This window comes from uncultured Ruminococcus sp., from assembly GCA_902785355.1.
Classification (GTDB): Bacteria; Bacillota; Clostridia; order Oscillospirales; family Acutalibacteraceae; genus Ruminococcoides.
The window spans coordinates 1-16,205 of record CACZYF010000040.1; the positions used below are offsets into that span (position 1 = coordinate 1).

The 16,205-nt window shown below is 51.1% G+C and carries 14 protein-coding genes; 6 read left to right on the forward strand and 8 right to left on the reverse strand.

Annotated elements, in window-relative coordinates; genetic code table 11:
• The 3 genes from R2I50_RS08790 to R2I50_RS08800 form a co-directional block, all read left to right on the forward strand.
• Positions 1-858: dockerin type I repeat-containing protein (locus tag R2I50_RS08790; RefSeq protein ID WP_316608775.1), on the forward strand; the 858-nt coding region annotated here is incomplete at its 5' end.
• Positions 859-1,212: 354 nt separating this feature from the next.
• A complete protein-coding gene (locus R2I50_RS08795) occupies positions 1,213-3,534 on the forward strand; it encodes a dockerin type I domain-containing protein (protein WP_316608776.1) in 2,322 nt (773 codons plus the stop codon).
• A gap of 220 nt (positions 3,535-3,754) precedes the next feature.
• The gene (locus tag R2I50_RS08800) at positions 3,755-6,268 is read left to right on the forward strand and encodes a hypothetical protein (RefSeq protein ID WP_316608777.1); all 2,514 of its coding nucleotides are present in this window, start codon (positions 3,755-3,757) and stop codon (positions 6,266-6,268) included.
• A 72-nt stretch (positions 6,269-6,340) separates the two neighbouring features.
• Here the strand turns inward: R2I50_RS08800 and R2I50_RS08805 are convergent, their stop codons facing one another.
• Genes R2I50_RS08805 through R2I50_RS08815 form a run of 3 tightly spaced genes read right to left on the reverse strand, consistent with a single transcriptional unit; the run spans position 6,341 to position 8,305 of the window.
• The gene (locus R2I50_RS08805; RefSeq protein ID WP_316608778.1) at positions 6,341-6,703 is read right to left on the reverse strand and encodes a hypothetical protein; all 363 of its coding nucleotides are present in this window, start codon (positions 6,701-6,703) and stop codon (positions 6,341-6,343) included.
• Positions 6,700-7,194 carry a hypothetical protein gene (locus tag R2I50_RS08810; RefSeq protein WP_316608779.1) on the reverse strand — a complete coding sequence of 165 codons (495 nt, stop codon included), beginning with the start codon at positions 7,192-7,194 and terminating at the stop codon, positions 6,700-6,702. Before R2I50_RS08810 ends, R2I50_RS08805 begins: the two co-directional genes overlap by 4 nt.
• A 37-nt stretch (positions 7,195-7,231) precedes the next feature.
• A complete protein-coding gene (locus tag R2I50_RS08815) occupies positions 7,232-8,305 on the reverse strand; it encodes a hypothetical protein (RefSeq protein WP_316608780.1) in 1,074 nt (357 codons plus the stop codon).
• A gap of 230 nt (positions 8,306-8,535) precedes the next feature.
• Between R2I50_RS08815 and R2I50_RS08820 the strand changes: the two genes are divergently transcribed.
• On the forward strand, positions 8,536-8,718 hold the full coding sequence (locus R2I50_RS08820; RefSeq protein WP_316608781.1) for a hypothetical protein: 183 nt from the start codon (positions 8,536-8,538) through the stop codon (positions 8,716-8,718).
• A gap of 67 nt (positions 8,719-8,785) precedes the next feature.
• On the opposite strand, the gene R2I50_RS08825 is transcribed toward R2I50_RS08820, so the two are convergent.
• The 4 genes from R2I50_RS08825 to R2I50_RS08840 are packed head-to-tail and all read right to left on the reverse strand — an operon-like array spanning position 8,786 to position 13,186.
• Positions 8,786-9,958: a malic enzyme-like NAD(P)-binding protein gene (locus R2I50_RS08825; RefSeq protein WP_316608782.1), complete on the reverse strand. Its 1,173-nt coding sequence runs from the start codon at positions 9,956-9,958 to the stop codon at positions 8,786-8,788.
• Between the two features lie 22 nt (positions 9,959-9,980).
• A complete protein-coding gene (gene fumC, locus R2I50_RS08830) occupies positions 9,981-11,354 on the reverse strand; it encodes a class II fumarate hydratase (protein WP_316608783.1) in 1,374 nt (457 codons plus the stop codon).
• Between the two features lie 37 nt (positions 11,355-11,391).
• Positions 11,392-12,150 carry a 5'-methylthioadenosine/S-adenosylhomocysteine nucleosidase gene (locus tag R2I50_RS08835; protein ID WP_316608784.1) on the reverse strand — a complete coding sequence of 253 codons (759 nt, stop codon included), beginning with the start codon at positions 12,148-12,150 and terminating at the stop codon, positions 11,392-11,394.
• A complete protein-coding gene (locus R2I50_RS08840; protein ID WP_316608785.1) occupies positions 12,143-13,186 on the reverse strand; it encodes an acyltransferase family protein in 1,044 nt (347 codons plus the stop codon). The genes R2I50_RS08835 and R2I50_RS08840 overlap by 8 nt, the downstream gene beginning before the upstream one ends.
• 150 nt (positions 13,187-13,336) lie before the next feature.
• On the opposite strand from R2I50_RS08840, the gene R2I50_RS08845 reads away from it, so the two are divergent.
• A complete protein-coding gene (locus R2I50_RS08845) occupies positions 13,337-14,164 on the forward strand; it encodes a putative RNA methyltransferase (RefSeq protein WP_316608786.1) in 828 nt (275 codons plus the stop codon).
• Positions 14,157-14,405 (forward strand): aspartate dehydrogenase, encoded by a 249-nt coding sequence (locus tag R2I50_RS08850; RefSeq protein ID WP_316608787.1) that lies wholly within the window; start codon positions 14,157-14,159, stop codon positions 14,403-14,405. The genes R2I50_RS08845 and R2I50_RS08850 overlap by 8 nt, the downstream gene beginning before the upstream one ends.
• 296 nt (positions 14,406-14,701) lie before the next feature.
• On the opposite strand, the gene R2I50_RS08855 is transcribed toward R2I50_RS08850, so the two are convergent.
• Complete coding sequence (locus R2I50_RS08855; protein ID WP_316608788.1) at positions 14,702-15,949, reverse strand: IS110 family transposase; 1,248 nt, start codon at positions 15,947-15,949, stop codon at positions 14,702-14,704.
• Positions 15,950-16,205 lie beyond the last annotated feature (256 nt).

A 16,205-nucleotide genomic window follows, 5' to 3' on the forward strand; every position in this document is an offset into this window, starting at 1 on the left:
AACAACACCCTGACCAAGGGCGAAAACGGCGTTTACAGCAAGACTTATACCGTAGACGGCGCGATCAACGACATCCAGTTCAAGGTTGTCAAGAACGGCACGACCTGGATCGGCGACGAGACCGGTCAGAACGTAACCTTCAACACCACCGGCGCAGGTGATTTCACCGTATATTGCGACGGCACCAAGGCTTGGGTCGAGGGCGAAATCGTTTCCTTCGCTACCGATCTCGATGTAGAGAGCGTCACTGTTGTCGGTAACGGCGCTTCTGACGGCGACGGCTGGCTGAACAACATCAATTGGGGTGTTGACGCAGGCGAGAACCACATGACCGAGACCTCCGACGGTATCTATGAGTATGAGTACACCTTCGGCACTTTCGATACCGAGGCTCCCGAGTTCAAGTTCGCAATCAACGACAGCTGGACCCATAGCTTCGGTCTTGACGATACCGTAACTCTCGTTAACGGCGAGCCGGTAGACGCAGTCTACAACGGCCAGACCAACCTCAAGCTCGAGGGTATCACCGCAGGCACTACTATCTCCATGGTACTTGACCTGACCGACTTCGACTTCAACACCAAGACCGGTGCGAAGATGACCATCACCTGGGGTTCCGACGAGCCCGTAGAAGGCTACAAGCTCGGCGACGCTAACAACGACGGTGAAGTTGACGATCTCGATGTAGTCCTCATCAAGCGCTATGACGCTATGTTCGACGTAGATGACGAGTTCATCATGCAGGGCGACGTAGACGGCAACGGCGAGGTTGACATCTGTGACGCTACCTTCATCCAGCGCTGGATGGCTGAGATCCCGGTCAAGTACGCGATCGGCGAATTTGTTGAGTTGATCTGATTTGATCTGTCTCTTGTCAGCATGAGCGCTTGCGTTCATTTTGACAATCCATAAATCATCCGCTCCCCCTGCTTCGGCAGGGGGAGTTTTTGTAAGTTATTATATAATGATCTTATTTCCATATCTTGTGTTTCCTTTGTATTCAAACACAATTCGGAATAATTTGACGAAAAAATATCTACATAAAATATAAAAATTGTATTGAAACTTGTTAAAATATGTGTTAATATTTAATTAATCATTTATGCAACACTGACACAGTTGCGCTCTTTTAAGGGTAAATTGGCCGTTTACCGTTGAACTTTTGAGGGATTTCTGAGCCGGTGTTGTAAAAAATAGCTTAGGAGGCTTAAAATGAAAAAGGTTATCAGTTTATTCTTAGCACTGGCTATGCTGATCAGTGTGGTTACTGTTTCCTTCACGGCGCTGTCGGTTTCCGATAAGGACGAGTTGACCGACGAGATTTTTGTGAAGTCTGTAGCCGATGCCGTCAAGGAAGCTGAGGTCGATCCCGCGGATACTCAGCGTATCTACTTCCAGATGGCTGATGGTAAGCGCGGTTTCGCCGCTACCGATGATCACACCGTCTTTATCGAAGAGAAGGACGACGAAGGCACCGTAATCGGCGGTCATGATGAGGTTTACATCCATGCAGGCGAGAAGGTTAAGAACCTGTACAATGACTACAACCTTGTAGGAGACAAGCATTATGCCGGTATCTACTGGTGGGGCGGCTCTGCGGTCCCTGAGGGTTGGGTAGGCTATCGCATGGAGATCGAGGATTATGAGCAGGGTATCTACTATGCCGACGTTCCCCGCGACGTTCCCGTAGTTATCTTTAACAACGGCGTTGACGCCGGTTCCGATCTGTCTCGCGCCGATTATGCTGCACAGAGCAAAAACACCAACATCGAGGGTGTTTATGAGGACGAGCTCACCACAATGCCCGAGGGTTCTCCCGATGACGGCGAGTCCTTCGACGGCTGTATCTATATCATCAACCCCGACGCTGTCGGTGTAAACGACCTTTCCGGTGCTCCCGAGTTCGGTGACGATGATCCCTGGTGGTTCTTCTACTATGGCAACGGTTGTTACGGCAGCTATTCTAAGGATAGCGACAACTTCGTTTCTATCGAAGAAAACTGTAAGAACCCCGACCACTTTGTCAACGGCGTTCATGTCGGTTATCACACCGACGAAGAGCCCACCCAGCCCGCTCATGTTCATACTCCCGCTGATGCAGTAAAGGAGAACGTGGTTCCCGCTTCTTTTGAGGCGCCGGGTTCTTATGATGAGGTCGTTTATTGTACTGAGTGTAACGAAGAGGTTTCACGTACCACTAAGACTATTGCACAGTTGGTTCCTGATTCTAACCTGCTCTACTTTGACGCAGGCAAGTCCGGCTGGGATGTCACCGCTAAGAGCAAGGTCGGCTTCTACGTCTACTCGCTGACCACCGGTGAGGAAGATACCCTCCCCTGGGGCACCAAGAAGCTCTACGGTACTGCGGTAAATGACGCTGAAGGCAACTTCACCGGCATCTTCTCCTATGATCCCGCCGCTAAGGGTATGAATCTCAAGGACGGCGAGCAGTACGCGATCATCTTTACCTTAGGCGATATCGAGACCTATTCCCTGCTGATGGATACCACCTGCCTCGGCCATATCGGTTACGCCGATACCGAGAACAAGGTTGAGAACCCTGTCGATAGCTCCAAGCTGTCTATCCTTGCGTTCTGGGAGGGCCTGGATCCCGCTCAGTACGGTCCCCGTCTCCAGATCACCTCTACCGGTAATGTGGTCGGTACCTGCATCCCCGCAGGCGAGACCGGCGAGAGCATCTTTAACACTTTCCTGACCGATACCGGTACACAGGGTCTGGTAAACGCCCGCGAATATACCACGAAGACCGAGCAGCAGATGATCGACGATATCGGTACTGCCCTGAGCCTGACTAAGCAGCAGGTTTACGATGCGTTCGCAGCTGCCGGTGTTGAGACTCCCTGGGATTACACGCTTTCTACTCTTCCCGGCGATGTTGTCATCCCCACCGAGCCTGCAACTGAGCCCGTCGTTCCGACCGAGCCTGTAACTGAGCCCGTCGTTCCGACCGAGCCTGTTACCGAGCCGCCTCATGTTCATACTCCCGGCGAGCCTGTTCAGGAGAATAGAACTGTGACTCATGATAAAACTACTTATGATGAGGTCGTTTACTGCACCGATTGCCACGAAGAGATCAGCCGTACTCCCGTTGAGCTCCCGATCATCACCCATACGCTGAGTTATGTTGCAGAAGTTCCCGCAACTTATGACGCTGAGGGTACTCAGGCTCACTACGCTTGCTCCGGCTGTGACAAGCTGTTTGCGGACGCTACCGGTTTGGTTGAGGTCACCGCAGAATCTCTGGTGATTCCGAAGCTGGTTAGACCCACTGAGCCTGTGACCGAGCCTGTTGTTATTACAGGTATCCGTGGTGATATCGATGACTCCGGCGAGGTCGACATTGTTGACGTCACTGTCCTCCAGCGCTGCCTGGTCGACATAATTACTCCCGACGCCGGAATGATCGCCCGCGGCGACGTAGATGGTAACGGCGATCTGGAGTCTATCGACGCTACCTACATCCAGCGCTTCCTCGTTAACATCAACCCCTATAAGATCGGTCAGAGCCTCTGATTATCATGTATTATCATCCCCCTGCTTCGGCAGGGGGATTTTTGTCGCTGGTTGCTTTGCTTTCGACTTTATCTTCATCGTATTAACCAAGCCGCGGTTACAAAAATATGACAATATACACAAAAGAAAGGGTAAAATTCTATGAACAATAATTGTTGAATATTCGGTAAATATATGTTATTATTATATCGTCTAAAAATATCTCCTAAGGAGGATTAACATGAAAAAGATTTTAAGCATCATGATGGTTGTTGCGTTGATTGCCACAATGCTTACTGTGGGCGTAGCGACTACCAGCGCCGCTGATGACAAGGCGACCATCACCATCTACGGTCTTGACGGTTCCACGAACGTCAAGGAATTTGCCGTAGGTGAAGAATTTACCGTTTACACCACCCTCGATGCGTCTGCATCCTCGATCGGCGGTAAGATCGGTGCCGTTCAGGGTACCCAGACCTATACCGCAGGCGTTCTGTCTCTGCAGAATGAGGTTGGTGCTCAGTACGGCGATATCATCGACAGCGCTTCCGTATTCCCGATCATCAGCGGTTCTGTTATCGCGAACGGTAAGGAAGTCGGCGAGATCCGCTACAACGCTTCTGTTCCCAACCCGGATAACGCTTATGTCTTTGATTCTCCCTATTCCAAGCTGATCGTTACCACCTATAAGGTAACCGCAGCCGGCACCGGCGAGGTCAAGAACGCGCTGGTCAACTTGGCGGCAGGCGATATGGAGATGACCAAGATCGTTTACAAGGGTCAGGTTCAGTCCGGTAAGAGCGTTACCGGTACCGCTACCTTTGAGAACCCGATGCCCGCGATTGATTATGCGAACATCACCGTTCATAAGCTCAACGGTCAGACCGAGGAGATGCACGCTCAGATCGGCGAGACCTTCACCGTATATACCTATCTGAACACTCCTGTCAACGATGGTAAGATCGCTACCGTTCAGGGCGTCCAGAAGTACACTACCTCTGTTTTGGAGCTTGCCAGCACCGTAGCCGACGGTTCTATCGTCGATACCGCTAAGGTATTCCCCGTGACCCGTGAGAACACCTACTCCAACGCAAAGACTGCCGGCACCATCAAGTATGCCGCTTCTACTCCCTCGACAGACAGCCCGTTCCTGTTCAATTCTGCGGATTCTCAGGTTATCTGCACCGAGTATAAGGTCGTAGCCAACGGCTATGCCGACATCACCAACAGCATCATCGTTTTAGCTGCCGCTACCGAGGATGTTGACAAGATCGTATTCGGCGGCGTGACCGAGCCCGGCATGAGCTACAACCTCAACGGCTCCTTCGCAGGCCCCGGACAGCAGCCCACCGAGCCTCCCACAGTTCCTCCGGCAACCACCGCTAAGGTCACCATCATCGGACCGAACGGCAAGAGCGAGGTCAAGGAGTTCAACGTAGGCGACAGCTTCACCGTTTACACCATGCTTACCACTGATGTTAACAACGGTAATGTTGCGAACGTTGAAGGCACCCAGACCTACGGTACCTCTGTTCTCCAGTTGACCGATCAGGTCACCGGCGATTACAATGAGATCGTTAATAAGGCGGCGATGTTCCCTGTTCTGGGCACTGATGCTGTTGCTGCCGTTAACAACGGTACTATCAAGTTCAATGCATCTAAGTCCGGAATCAACGACGGTTATGTCTTCGGCGAAAACGCTAAGCTGATCGTCACCAACTATAAGGTCCTCAAGGCGGGCAACACCACCATCGAGACTAAAATCAAAACTCTGGTTGCTTCTGATGAGGCTGTTACAAAGATCATCTACAAGGGAGTTACCCAGTCCGGAAAGAATGTCAGCATCTATGAGAGCTACACCGATCCCGGCAATCCTGTCATCCCGACTCAGCCCGCGACTCAGCCTGCTACCCAGCCCGCTACTCAGCCCGCTACCCAGCCCGCGACTCAGCCTGCGACTCAGCCCGCTACCCAGCCCGCTACCCAGCCGGCGACTCAACCTGTATCGAACACAGCTAATGTCACCATTATCGGTTTGGATGGCAAGTCTGTCACCAAGACCTTTAACGTAGGCGATCTCGTCAACGTTTACACTACGTTTAACGCTTCTAAGGCGATCGGTGATTCGATGGTTGCTTCCATCCGCGCACAGCAGACCTTCACCAGCAGCATCCTTTCCTGTACCGCCACTACCGATAGCTACAAGGTTATCAAGGATACCCAGACTATGTTCCCGATTCTGCAGAATCGCACCGTTGCAAGACTGACTGATGGTTTGATCGACTTCAATGCTTCCACTCCCGGTATCGGTGACGGCTTCGTATTTGATTCTGACGACGATCTTCTGATCGTTTCTCAGTACCTCGTAACCGCGCCCGGTAATGCGACTGTCAAGACCACCATGTACACGCTTGCAGCTGCTGATGAGAAGCTGACCCGTATTGTTAATAAGGGACAGATCGTCAAGGACGGTGCAGTTCTCGGCGGTACTGCTTCCTTTACCGATCCTACTAACCCCGGCAGAACCTACATGCTCGGCGACGCCGACGGTAACGAAGAGGTCGAGGTAATCGACGCGACATATATTCTCCGTTACGGTGCGCTGATGCCTATTAAGATTCCGATGGAGACCCTTATGAACGGCGATGTCAACCAGGATGAGGATCTCGATGTAATCGACGCAACTCTGATCCAGCGTCACCTCAACTATATCCAGACAAAGTACCCGATCGGCGAGTACATTACCGTAAACTAATTGTATTAACAAAATCCCCCTTCACGCTCGTGAAGGGGGATTTTTATACTAATTCTTGATAAAAAGATTTAATCAGATGGTCTGTATAAGAATGCTTACTGCGATACCGGCAATAAACGATCCTCCGTTGAGAATAAGTGAAAGTTTCAACTTTCCGAAACGATCAAAGCTAATCAGGTGTTTGTAGATAAAGTATTCAATAAACACAGCCCCAACCTCAAGAAGGATGATGATCGCCACGGTGTAAACACTTCGAAATCCGAAGAGGTAGAACGCCCAGTAACTGCAATAGTTGACAACGGGATTGGTCAGCAGATTTGCCAGCGAAATGATCAGCAGGTCCTTTCCCCTGACTTTCAGAAGCAGGCTTAACGACAATTCAACCGTCAGCGTCAGTGCCAGACTCAAGAGGAGCGAGACGATTACGCTGTTCATTGTGCATTGGGATCGTTGTAATCATTATTCGGATAATAAGGTTGATTTGAGCTGTTGCCGTTATACGGTGTGTTGTTATTTATATATTGCTGAGCAGCGGCAGCTGCCTTTTTCTTTTTATTCTTACTGATGATGAGCATGATGATGACGGTGATCAGTGCTATCAGCAACAACGGGATCACGATATACAGCGCCTGAGTCAGACCTCCGTACTGACTCTCTGCCGATTTGAGAGGAGTTTCGGAAGCAAGGGCTGAAGTGTGAGTTTCTTTTGTCAAATCGTCCTGTATCGCTGTTGTTGCGTTTTGAACGGGAGCTTCGGTTTCCTTTTCCACAGGTGTAATCGGTGCAGCGTCAATATCAATCGTCTCTACAGGAGCCTCTTCTTCCTCCGGATATACCGGATCATTATATTCTTCTTCACCGTTATACGGATTGTTTGGCGGCATGATTGCGTCGCCGGGATAGGTCAAAAAATAAGACAGATTCATAAGTATTATCCTTTCTGTAATATTTGCAGTTGTATTACTATGATTCGATTGACAGCATATCGGATTTGTCGTTGCCGGGGAGGGACTTCTTTTTCCTACAGATAAAGCACAGAATGACGGTACACGGCACAGTCAGCAGTGTGATGACAATACTGTTGACCAAAACCGATTGTATTCGGAAGAAAAAGAACGGCAGTGTTCCCAGAAACAGTCCCAGCGTAGTGAAACCAAAAGCAACGCCGGGATATTTCGGCAGTCTGGAAACGATCAGCGCAAGCGTGACTGCCATCGTCATGCTGAAAGATGTGATACCGATCAGCGATACCGCCATCACATCCGCGCCGAAGATCATGAACGGCAGAGCTGCAACGGTACTGATGATTGCGGTCAGCCTGATGCCGATCTTGTCTGTCAGGATGCCGCCGAGTCCCTTACCAACGCCCATACAGCAGTAAAGAGCAATGGTCTGCAGCTCCGTCTTGTTCCACGAGGTCGGGATGCCGTATCCCATATATGCCCGCACAGCAACGACAAAGGTCGCCAGAGCTATGACGGCGATCCCGTTGATTTTCCCGTTCGAGAAGCGATACTCCTTCAGATTGTCTGCGCCGTCGCCCGCTTTCAGCCGTTCAGCAATCAGGATAGGAACGAAGGTGACCAGATTCAGCAGAAGAATCCATAAAACAGCAACGCCGTGGCTTGACAGCAGCTTGCCGGTCACTACGCCGAACGAACCGCCGGCAACGAACACTGCGCTCGGAGCGATCTCTCCCTTGGATGATCGCAGTGTCAGTTCAGCGCCGTGGATATGTACCAGACAGTTGCCGAGCGATACCGACGTCACAACGAAGAAAGCGTTCATATCCAGGTACAACAGAACCAGCGATAAGGTGGTCAGCACAGTTCCGATAAAAGCGAGATTTACACGCAGCCCTTTGTCGCGCAGAAATCCGAAGAAACCCTGCATTACAAAGGCGACAAAGTCGTATAGCAGGCTCAACCCCCATATTACGGGGCTCTTAATATAACAGGTCAGAACGTAGAACGAGGTGACTTCCACCAACAAATGGATGATGAAGTAGAGCCCCCCGATTTGATTGCTTCTTTTCATATATCACCTTTGTGTTTGCATTTAATACTTGTATTTTATCACGTACAGCTCAATCTTGCAAACAAAAAAACATCGTTGATCTTTATGCAATCTGTACAGGATAAATCCGAAAAGAATCAAAATAATCCGTGTGTTGCGACCAAAGTCCCGTTAATGGGACATATCATGCGATAATATAGAATCACAGGAGATGCTTACTGAGCCTGTAATAAATATATTGAGGTGATTTTATGTTTGATGATGCAGGATTTTACAATCGTTTAGCAGAGAATTCCCGCAGCTACGGACGCGCCAGATGCTCCGACAGCGCGATGTTCGTCGCTATCAGTCAACTCGATTTTGACGACGATCTTCTGGCGGCAATGGAAAGCGAAGAAGAATATCTGATCGAAGAGCTGCAGCCCGCGGCGTAAGGTAATCTATGAATTTGACAAAAAGCTGACCTGCAAAAGTGACAGGTCAGCTTTTACTATATCAAGATCAGATTCGCGCTACGCCGGTATCGTGTGCCGCCTTGATGACCGCGTCGGCTACGACTCTGCCAACGCTTTTATCCAGCGCTGAAACGATGATGTTCTCCGCCGAGAGCTCCTCGTCGGGGATCATCGAAGCAAGCGCATATGAGGTTGCGACCTTCATTTCCTCGTTGATACACGTGGCGCGGCAGTCCAGCGCGCCGCGGAAGATACCCGGGAAAGCAAGTACATTATTGATCTGATTCGGGAAGTCCGAGCGACCGGTGCCTACGACAGCAGCTCCCGCTGCCTTGGCTTTGTCGGGCATGATCTCGGGCGTCGGATTCGCCATAGGGAAGACGATGGGCTTGTCTGCCATCGAGCGGATCATCTCTTCGCTGACGATATTCGGAGCCGAAACGCCGATAAAGACGTCTGAGCCTTTCATCGCGTCGGCAAGCGTACCGGTGAGCTTTTCGCGATTGGTGAGCTTTGCGATCGCGGCATGCGCCTCGTTAAGACCGTCGTCGCCTTCGCATATAATGCCGAAGCGGTCTACCATCGTCAAATGCTGCACGCCCATGTTCAGCAGATGTCTGCCGATCGCGATGCCCGCCGAGCCTGCGCCGTTGATGACGACTCTTACCTCTTCGATGGACTTTCCGACGACCTTGAGCGCATTCAGCAGCGCAGCGGCGACGACGATCGCCGTACCGTGCTGGTCGTCGTGAAAGACGGGGATATCGCATATCTGTTTAAGCTTGCGTTCTATCTCAAAACAGCGAGGGGCGCTGATATCTTCGAGGTTGATGCCGCCGAAGGAACCCGACAGCAGGTAGATCGTGCGGACGATCTCGTCCACATCCTTGGAGCGAATGCACAGCGGGAAAGCGTCAACGTCGGCAAACTCCTTGAACAGTGCGCATTTTCCCTCCATGACGGGCATACCCGCCTCGGGACCGATATCGCCCAGTCCCAGTACCGCGGTGCCGTCTGTTACCACCGCCACCAGATTGCTGCGGCGGGTCAGCTCGTAGCTCTTGTTGATATCCTCGTGTATGACCATGCAGGGCTCGGCAACGCCGGGCGTATAAGCAAGGGAGAGATCCTCGCGGTTCTCGATGGGAGCGCGGGAAATGACCTCGATCTTACCCTGCCATTCATAGTGTTTTTGTAAGCTTTTTTCTCTGATATCCATTTTCTATACCTTCCTTACCAAATCAGACCAGCTCTTCCGGATGAAATACGCTGTCAAAATCCTCTTCGCTCATAAAGCCGAGCTCCAGACACGCTTGCTTGAGGGAGAGATTTTCTTTATGCGCCTTTTTGGCGACCTTAGCGGCATTATCGTAGCCGATATAGGGATTGAGCGAGGTAACCAGCATCAACGAGCGGTGGAGGTTTTCGCTCATTTTTTCTCTGTTAGCCGTGATTCCGCTGACGCAGCGTTCGTTGAAAGACAAAATACCGTCGGTCAGCAATCTGGCGCTCTGCAGAAAGTTGTATGCCGTCACGGGGAGAAAGACGTTGAGCTGGAAGTTACCCTGCGACGCAGCCATACCGATCGTCGCGTCATTTCCCATCACCTGTACTGCGATCATCGTGATCGACTCGCACTGGGTCGGGTTGACCTTGCCGGGCATGATGGATGAGCCGGGCTCGTTCTCAGGGATGAAGACCTCGCCCAGACCGCAGCGCGGACCCGAAGCGAGCCAGCGAATGTCGTTGGCGATCTTCATCAGATCCGCAGCCAGCGCTTTTATTGCGCCGTGCGCAAATACCATGCGGTCAAGGGAGGTTAGCGCGTGGAATTTGTTGGGATTGCTAACGAAGGGCATGAATGTCGCTTTGCTGAGCTTTTCGGCAACCTTCTCGCCAAAGCCCTTCGGCGCGTTCAGCCCCGTGCCGACTGCCGTGCCGCCGATCGCAAGCTGATACAGTCCTTCGAGCGATTTTTCGAGCTGTTCGCGGTCAGCTTCGAGCATTCCGCGCCAGCCGCTGATCTCCTGAGAGAAGCTGATCGGCACCGCATCCTGCAGATGCGTTCTGCCGCTCTTGACGACTCCTTCATTTTCCTTTTCAAGACGCTTGAAGGTTTCGGTCAGTACGTCGATCGCGGGAATCAGCTCCTTTTCGACCACCGTCGCCGCGGCGATATGCATGGCGGTGGGGAAGGTGTCGTTGGAGCTTTGCGACATATTGACGTCGTCATTCGGATGAAGGAGTTTTTTCCCCGCGATCGCGTTACCGCGGTTGGCGACGACCTCGTTGACGTTCATGTTGCTTTGGGTACCCGAGCCCGTCTGCCATACGGCAAGCGGGAACTCATCGGGTAGCTTGCCGTCGAGGATCTCGTCACACGCGGCTGTGATCGCAGCGCACTTTTCTCCGGTCATCTTCTCGGGTTTTAACTCATGATTCGCCTGTGCCGCCGCTTTTTTTAACTCGGCAAAGGCGTGGATGATCTGTGCGGGCATCTTCTCCCATCCGATGGGGAAGTTCTGAAAGCTGCGCTGTGTCTGAGCGCCCCAGTAACGCTCGGCGGGCACCTTCATCTCGCCCATCGAGTCGCGTTCGATGCGATAGTTTTCCATATTACCCTCCAAAAGGTCAAAATACACATTTATTGTATCATAACAGCGTTTTTTGCGCAATCAGTCGGCGAACGACTTCCAGCACAAACTTCTGGCAGTCCTCGCCGTATTTTTCGTTGAAATCTTCTCCCTCGTGCCATTCACTGTTGCTGATGATGCGGATGTCCGCGCACGGGATGTTCAGCTGCGCACAGACCTGCATCACGCCGAAGCCTTCCATCTCTTCACATTCGGTGCACAGCTCGCGGTGCAGGCGGTCGAGCATATCCAGCTCACGGTTCCAGATATCCGCCGCGCCGATCGTGCCGCGGATCACCTTGCCGATGGGGTTGGGAACATCCTCAGCGACGCGTAGGATCCTTTTGTCGCCGTACAGATACATCGTCTCCTCACCGGGACCGATCGAGACGATCTCGCTGCCGTGCGGTTCCCAGCGGTCGGCGTCAACGCCCGTTCCCCAGTCACGGTGCGGCGTGAACCAGCGCCCGATGTTTACGGTGCGCTCTCCGAGCACGATGTCCCCCTGATGAAGCGCGGGATCATGTGCGCCCGAGGTGCCTTGTACGATCACGCAAAGGGGATCATAGCGCTCGATCGCGAGCGCCGCGGCGACGGCGGAATTGACTACCCCGATGTAGCACCGGCATACGACGACGGGACAGCCGCCTATTGTCCCTTTCGCATAACGGTAGGCGCCGATATCGGTAAAGGTCGGATTCTCTAATTGTTGTATCAGCCATGCCGATTCGCTCTCCATCGGGCCGAGGATGACGATCGGCTTCTCACTTTTATGCATGATTTTTCCTCTTGTTCACATGTTCGATCAACTGATAAGACAGCGCGGAGATCAGCAGCGTACCGATGAAGTAGATCGCTACTCTCGCGCCCGTCGACAGCGGGATGAGCTGATTCAGTCGCTTGATACCGGTCGCTGTGACCCACTGCCATATAAACATCGGCATCGACAGCTTGCCAAGATACGCGATCACGGGACTTCGGAGCTTCGACGTCAGACTTCTGCCCGACAGCATGACACAGATTCCGACGGCGAACAGTAGGATGATCACCCGCCACAGGCTCTTGTCAGATCGAACAATGAACAGCGTCGCAAGCAGCATACAGACGATCTCTGTCGCTGTCAGCAGGCGCGTTGCCGCTTTTCCCTGCGGGATCAGCTTTTTCTCACGGATCATATCCGTCAGCACACAGAGGAACACGCCCAGCAGCAGTCCCGCCAGCGCTCTCAACAGGTCGTCAGGCCAAATACGATTCGCAAGCTTCACCCTGCCGTAGTAGAACAGCGGGTACAACCCTGAGATCATCAGGATCAGATATTTGTTTTTCAGCTGAGAGATAAGCGCGACGATGGGGAATACCAGCAGCATCGCCGACAGAAACCAGATCGGTACCAGCCGCTGATCGGAGGTATGCGCTTCACCCAGGAGCATCAGCTCAAGCGGAAGGTTCGCGAAGCTGTACAGGAATTTTCTGAAGCTCCCGCGTATCAGCTCGCCGTAGGGAGCGGAGAGCAGGTATTGCAGGGTGATCGCAATCGTAGTGTAGGGGAGGAAGGGCTTGAACTTCTGCCATGTATAGGACAACGTCGAGCGGAACACATCCTCTCTCTTATCTTTCCTTGCAAAATGGCGATAGGTGAAGTATCCGGTCAGGATGAAGAAGAATTCCACATAGATCCATGAGAAGTATCCGGGGTAATCGCGATTCTCGAACACCGGCGCCACCACGTACAGATGATGTACCATGATCATCACGGCAGCAATGAATTTCCACAGATCCACGATCGCCATGCGGCCAGAGGTTTTATCGCCCATCGGCTCACTCCTTTCCCATTATGCTACGGCTATTATACTACGCGAGCCATCCTTGTGCAAGTATTGAGTCGATTTATGCGGATTTTATCGGTTCGGACTTGGCAGATCAGCCGTGACATGATATACTGAAGGCAGAAAGACGGTGATCGTATGAACATTTTGAAATGTCCTGTCTGCGGACGGGAGCTGTACCGGGAGGACAGAACATGGCGCTGTGAGAACCGCCACAGCTTCGACATAGCCAAGGAAGGTTACGTCAACCTGCTCTCTGCCCACCGAAGCGGCGACACTATCGGCGATAACAAGGAGATGGCGCGATCCCGCCGCGATTTCCTCAACAAGGGCTATTACGAGCCGCTCGCGAGCGCTGTTACCGAGTGCCTGAGGCGCTATTCTTCGGACGGCGACAGCGTTCTGGATATCTGCTGCGGAGAAGGCTACTATACCGCCTACGCCGCCGGGCGATTGGAGCGGGATTACTACGGCTTCGACCTGAGTAAGAACATGGTTCGTCTTGCGTCTAAGCGCGGCTGCGGAGCCGCGTTCTTTGTGGCGAATATTGCGTCTGTTCCGATTCGCGACGGGACAGTCAAGGCGGCTTTTCATCTGTTTGCGCCGTTTCACGCGGCGGAGTTCAGCCGTATCATCGCTGACGACGGCGTAGTCCTCACTGCGATCCCCGGCAGGGATCATCTCCTCGGGCTCAAGGAACTCCTCTATGACGAGCCCTATCTCAACGATGAGAAGGAGCCGTCCGCAGAGGGATTGGCGGCGGTAGAGCGGATCAGGGTACGCAGTGAGATCACCTTGGATAACCGCGACGATATCCTCTCACTCTTCCAAATGACGCCGTATTATTATCACACGCCGACCGAGGGAATGAACCGCCTTGCCGCATGTGAAAGCCTCAGTACACCGATCGAATTTGTCATCATCGTTTATCGTAAAGCTGCCCGACAGGAGGATAAGAATGGCTGAATTATTTTCAAGGCTCAGGAAAGCTTTTGAGAACAAGGAGAATCGGTTTGAAGGCGAGAGCTACGATCCCGAGACGCAGTATCCCGCGATCCGTGCCTCTATCTGCACCGGCGAGAAGGTCGCGGGCTTCCGCGATAAGAGGAGCGGGCGCTTCACCGAGGTCATGCTGATCCGTTCGGATAAGGATCTCGATGAGTTCAAGCGCATGTATCACGTTGATCATATCACGACGGAGTATTAAAGTGATAGTTAGCGCCTGTTCAAAAGACATACAAGGTCGAATGATCCCTTTATCGTAGAAAGAAGCTTTGCCATTTATTGACATTTGTCTTTTCAGCATTTATAATAAATAATGAAATAGAGTCGGGCATAATCATCTATCATCAAACAAAACTGGCTCATGACTGTTATTTAATGGATTGATTAACATTTGAAACCTGCTAAGAAAAGTCAATAGGCAAATTACAAGTTGACAAAGAGAAAAGAAGGTATAGCAAAGCTGAGCGGCAGATAAAAAAGTATGTGCCGCAGAATCATTTATGAGATATCAACTCTGCTACAAAAGACCAGCTTGTCAGATGTGTAAGTATACAGTTCGGTAACTCTGCCGTAATAGATACGAAGGAATTTGTTGAGACCTGCAATCATAGCTTCTTTACCACATTTGCCTTCGGAGCGTTTCTTTTGTATGAAGTCGTACACCGGATCGCCAACAGGCTTATGCTGAATAAGGCACTGCATAATCTCAAAACCAGTTTTCCTTAGATAACTGTTACCACGTTTTGTAATATGCCGTTCTGTAGAATTGAAAGAACCTGACTGGTAAGGCGGAGGATCAATACCTGCGTACGCAATTAAAGAGTGTTTATTGCGAAAGCGTTTGACGTCACCGATCTCGGCAATAATGCGCGGTGCAAGGACATCGCCGATGCAGGGCATATTACGGACAACAGAATATTCTGGCAGGGACTTGGCAAGCTGTTGCATTTGTGCTAAAATGGTGTCACGAGATAATTCAACCTGATGAATCACTCGTACTGCTTCCTGAACTACAAGTTTGGTTGACAAGGAGTTAGGAAGCACTGGGATACCGTTTTGAGCTACGGCAAGGATCTCCTTTGCCAAACGTTCGTACACACGGTATCCCTTTTTCTTTGCCCATTTACAGTAATCAGTTAGAAATCGCTTTTCTCCCATGGCAAGGATATGCCCATAGTGCCAGTATCTGTCTACAAAGTCGGTCAATTTGTGGTTAGAGGGGCTGTCCGACATCAAATTTTGGATACCGGGCATAACCTGATCCAGCAAGTTGCTGAGATTGACTTTAGCCTTAACCAGTATAGATACTGTTTGGTAATACTGACGGGCAAGCAGCTTCAATTCTCTGTAAACGTCCTTCGGAGGCATTACCGGAGTCAATTCATACCAGTATGTAAGTCCGAATGAAGCGATGCGAACAGAATCAATCTTGTCTGTTTTCGCTTTGCGAATACTTTGAGAACAATACTTTTTCATGCGCAGAGCGTTGACAGTACAAACAAAGATACCTTTTTCAACAAGCAGCGATACCACAGGTAAGTGGTAGTGTCCAGTATCTTCCAAAACGACGCGAGTTTCTTCATCATAGGATTTGATGAGATTGCAAAGATGAACGATATCCTCTATGGAATGAAGCATTTTGAACGGAGGCTTTAACACTTCGCCGCCGGGCTTCATCACACAGACTGTACTTTCACCTTTGGATACATCAATTCCAACACTGATCATTACAATTCCTTCTTTCATAGATTGGTGCGTAATGTTCCGCGCAAGAGCTTGTTAACATTCATTTTGGTTAGTGACACGAACGTGAGCATACAACAGCTCAGTACAACCTGCTTAATCGAATGCGTATAACAAGAAGGCGGCTGATACTTTCTAATACGAACGCAAAGTTCTAAGGAGGACCCATCAGACCATTACCTTCTCATTATACAAAAAAACAAGCATAGTGCCATACCAACTGTAGTCAGCAGTAAGACTATGCTAATATTGTACCAAA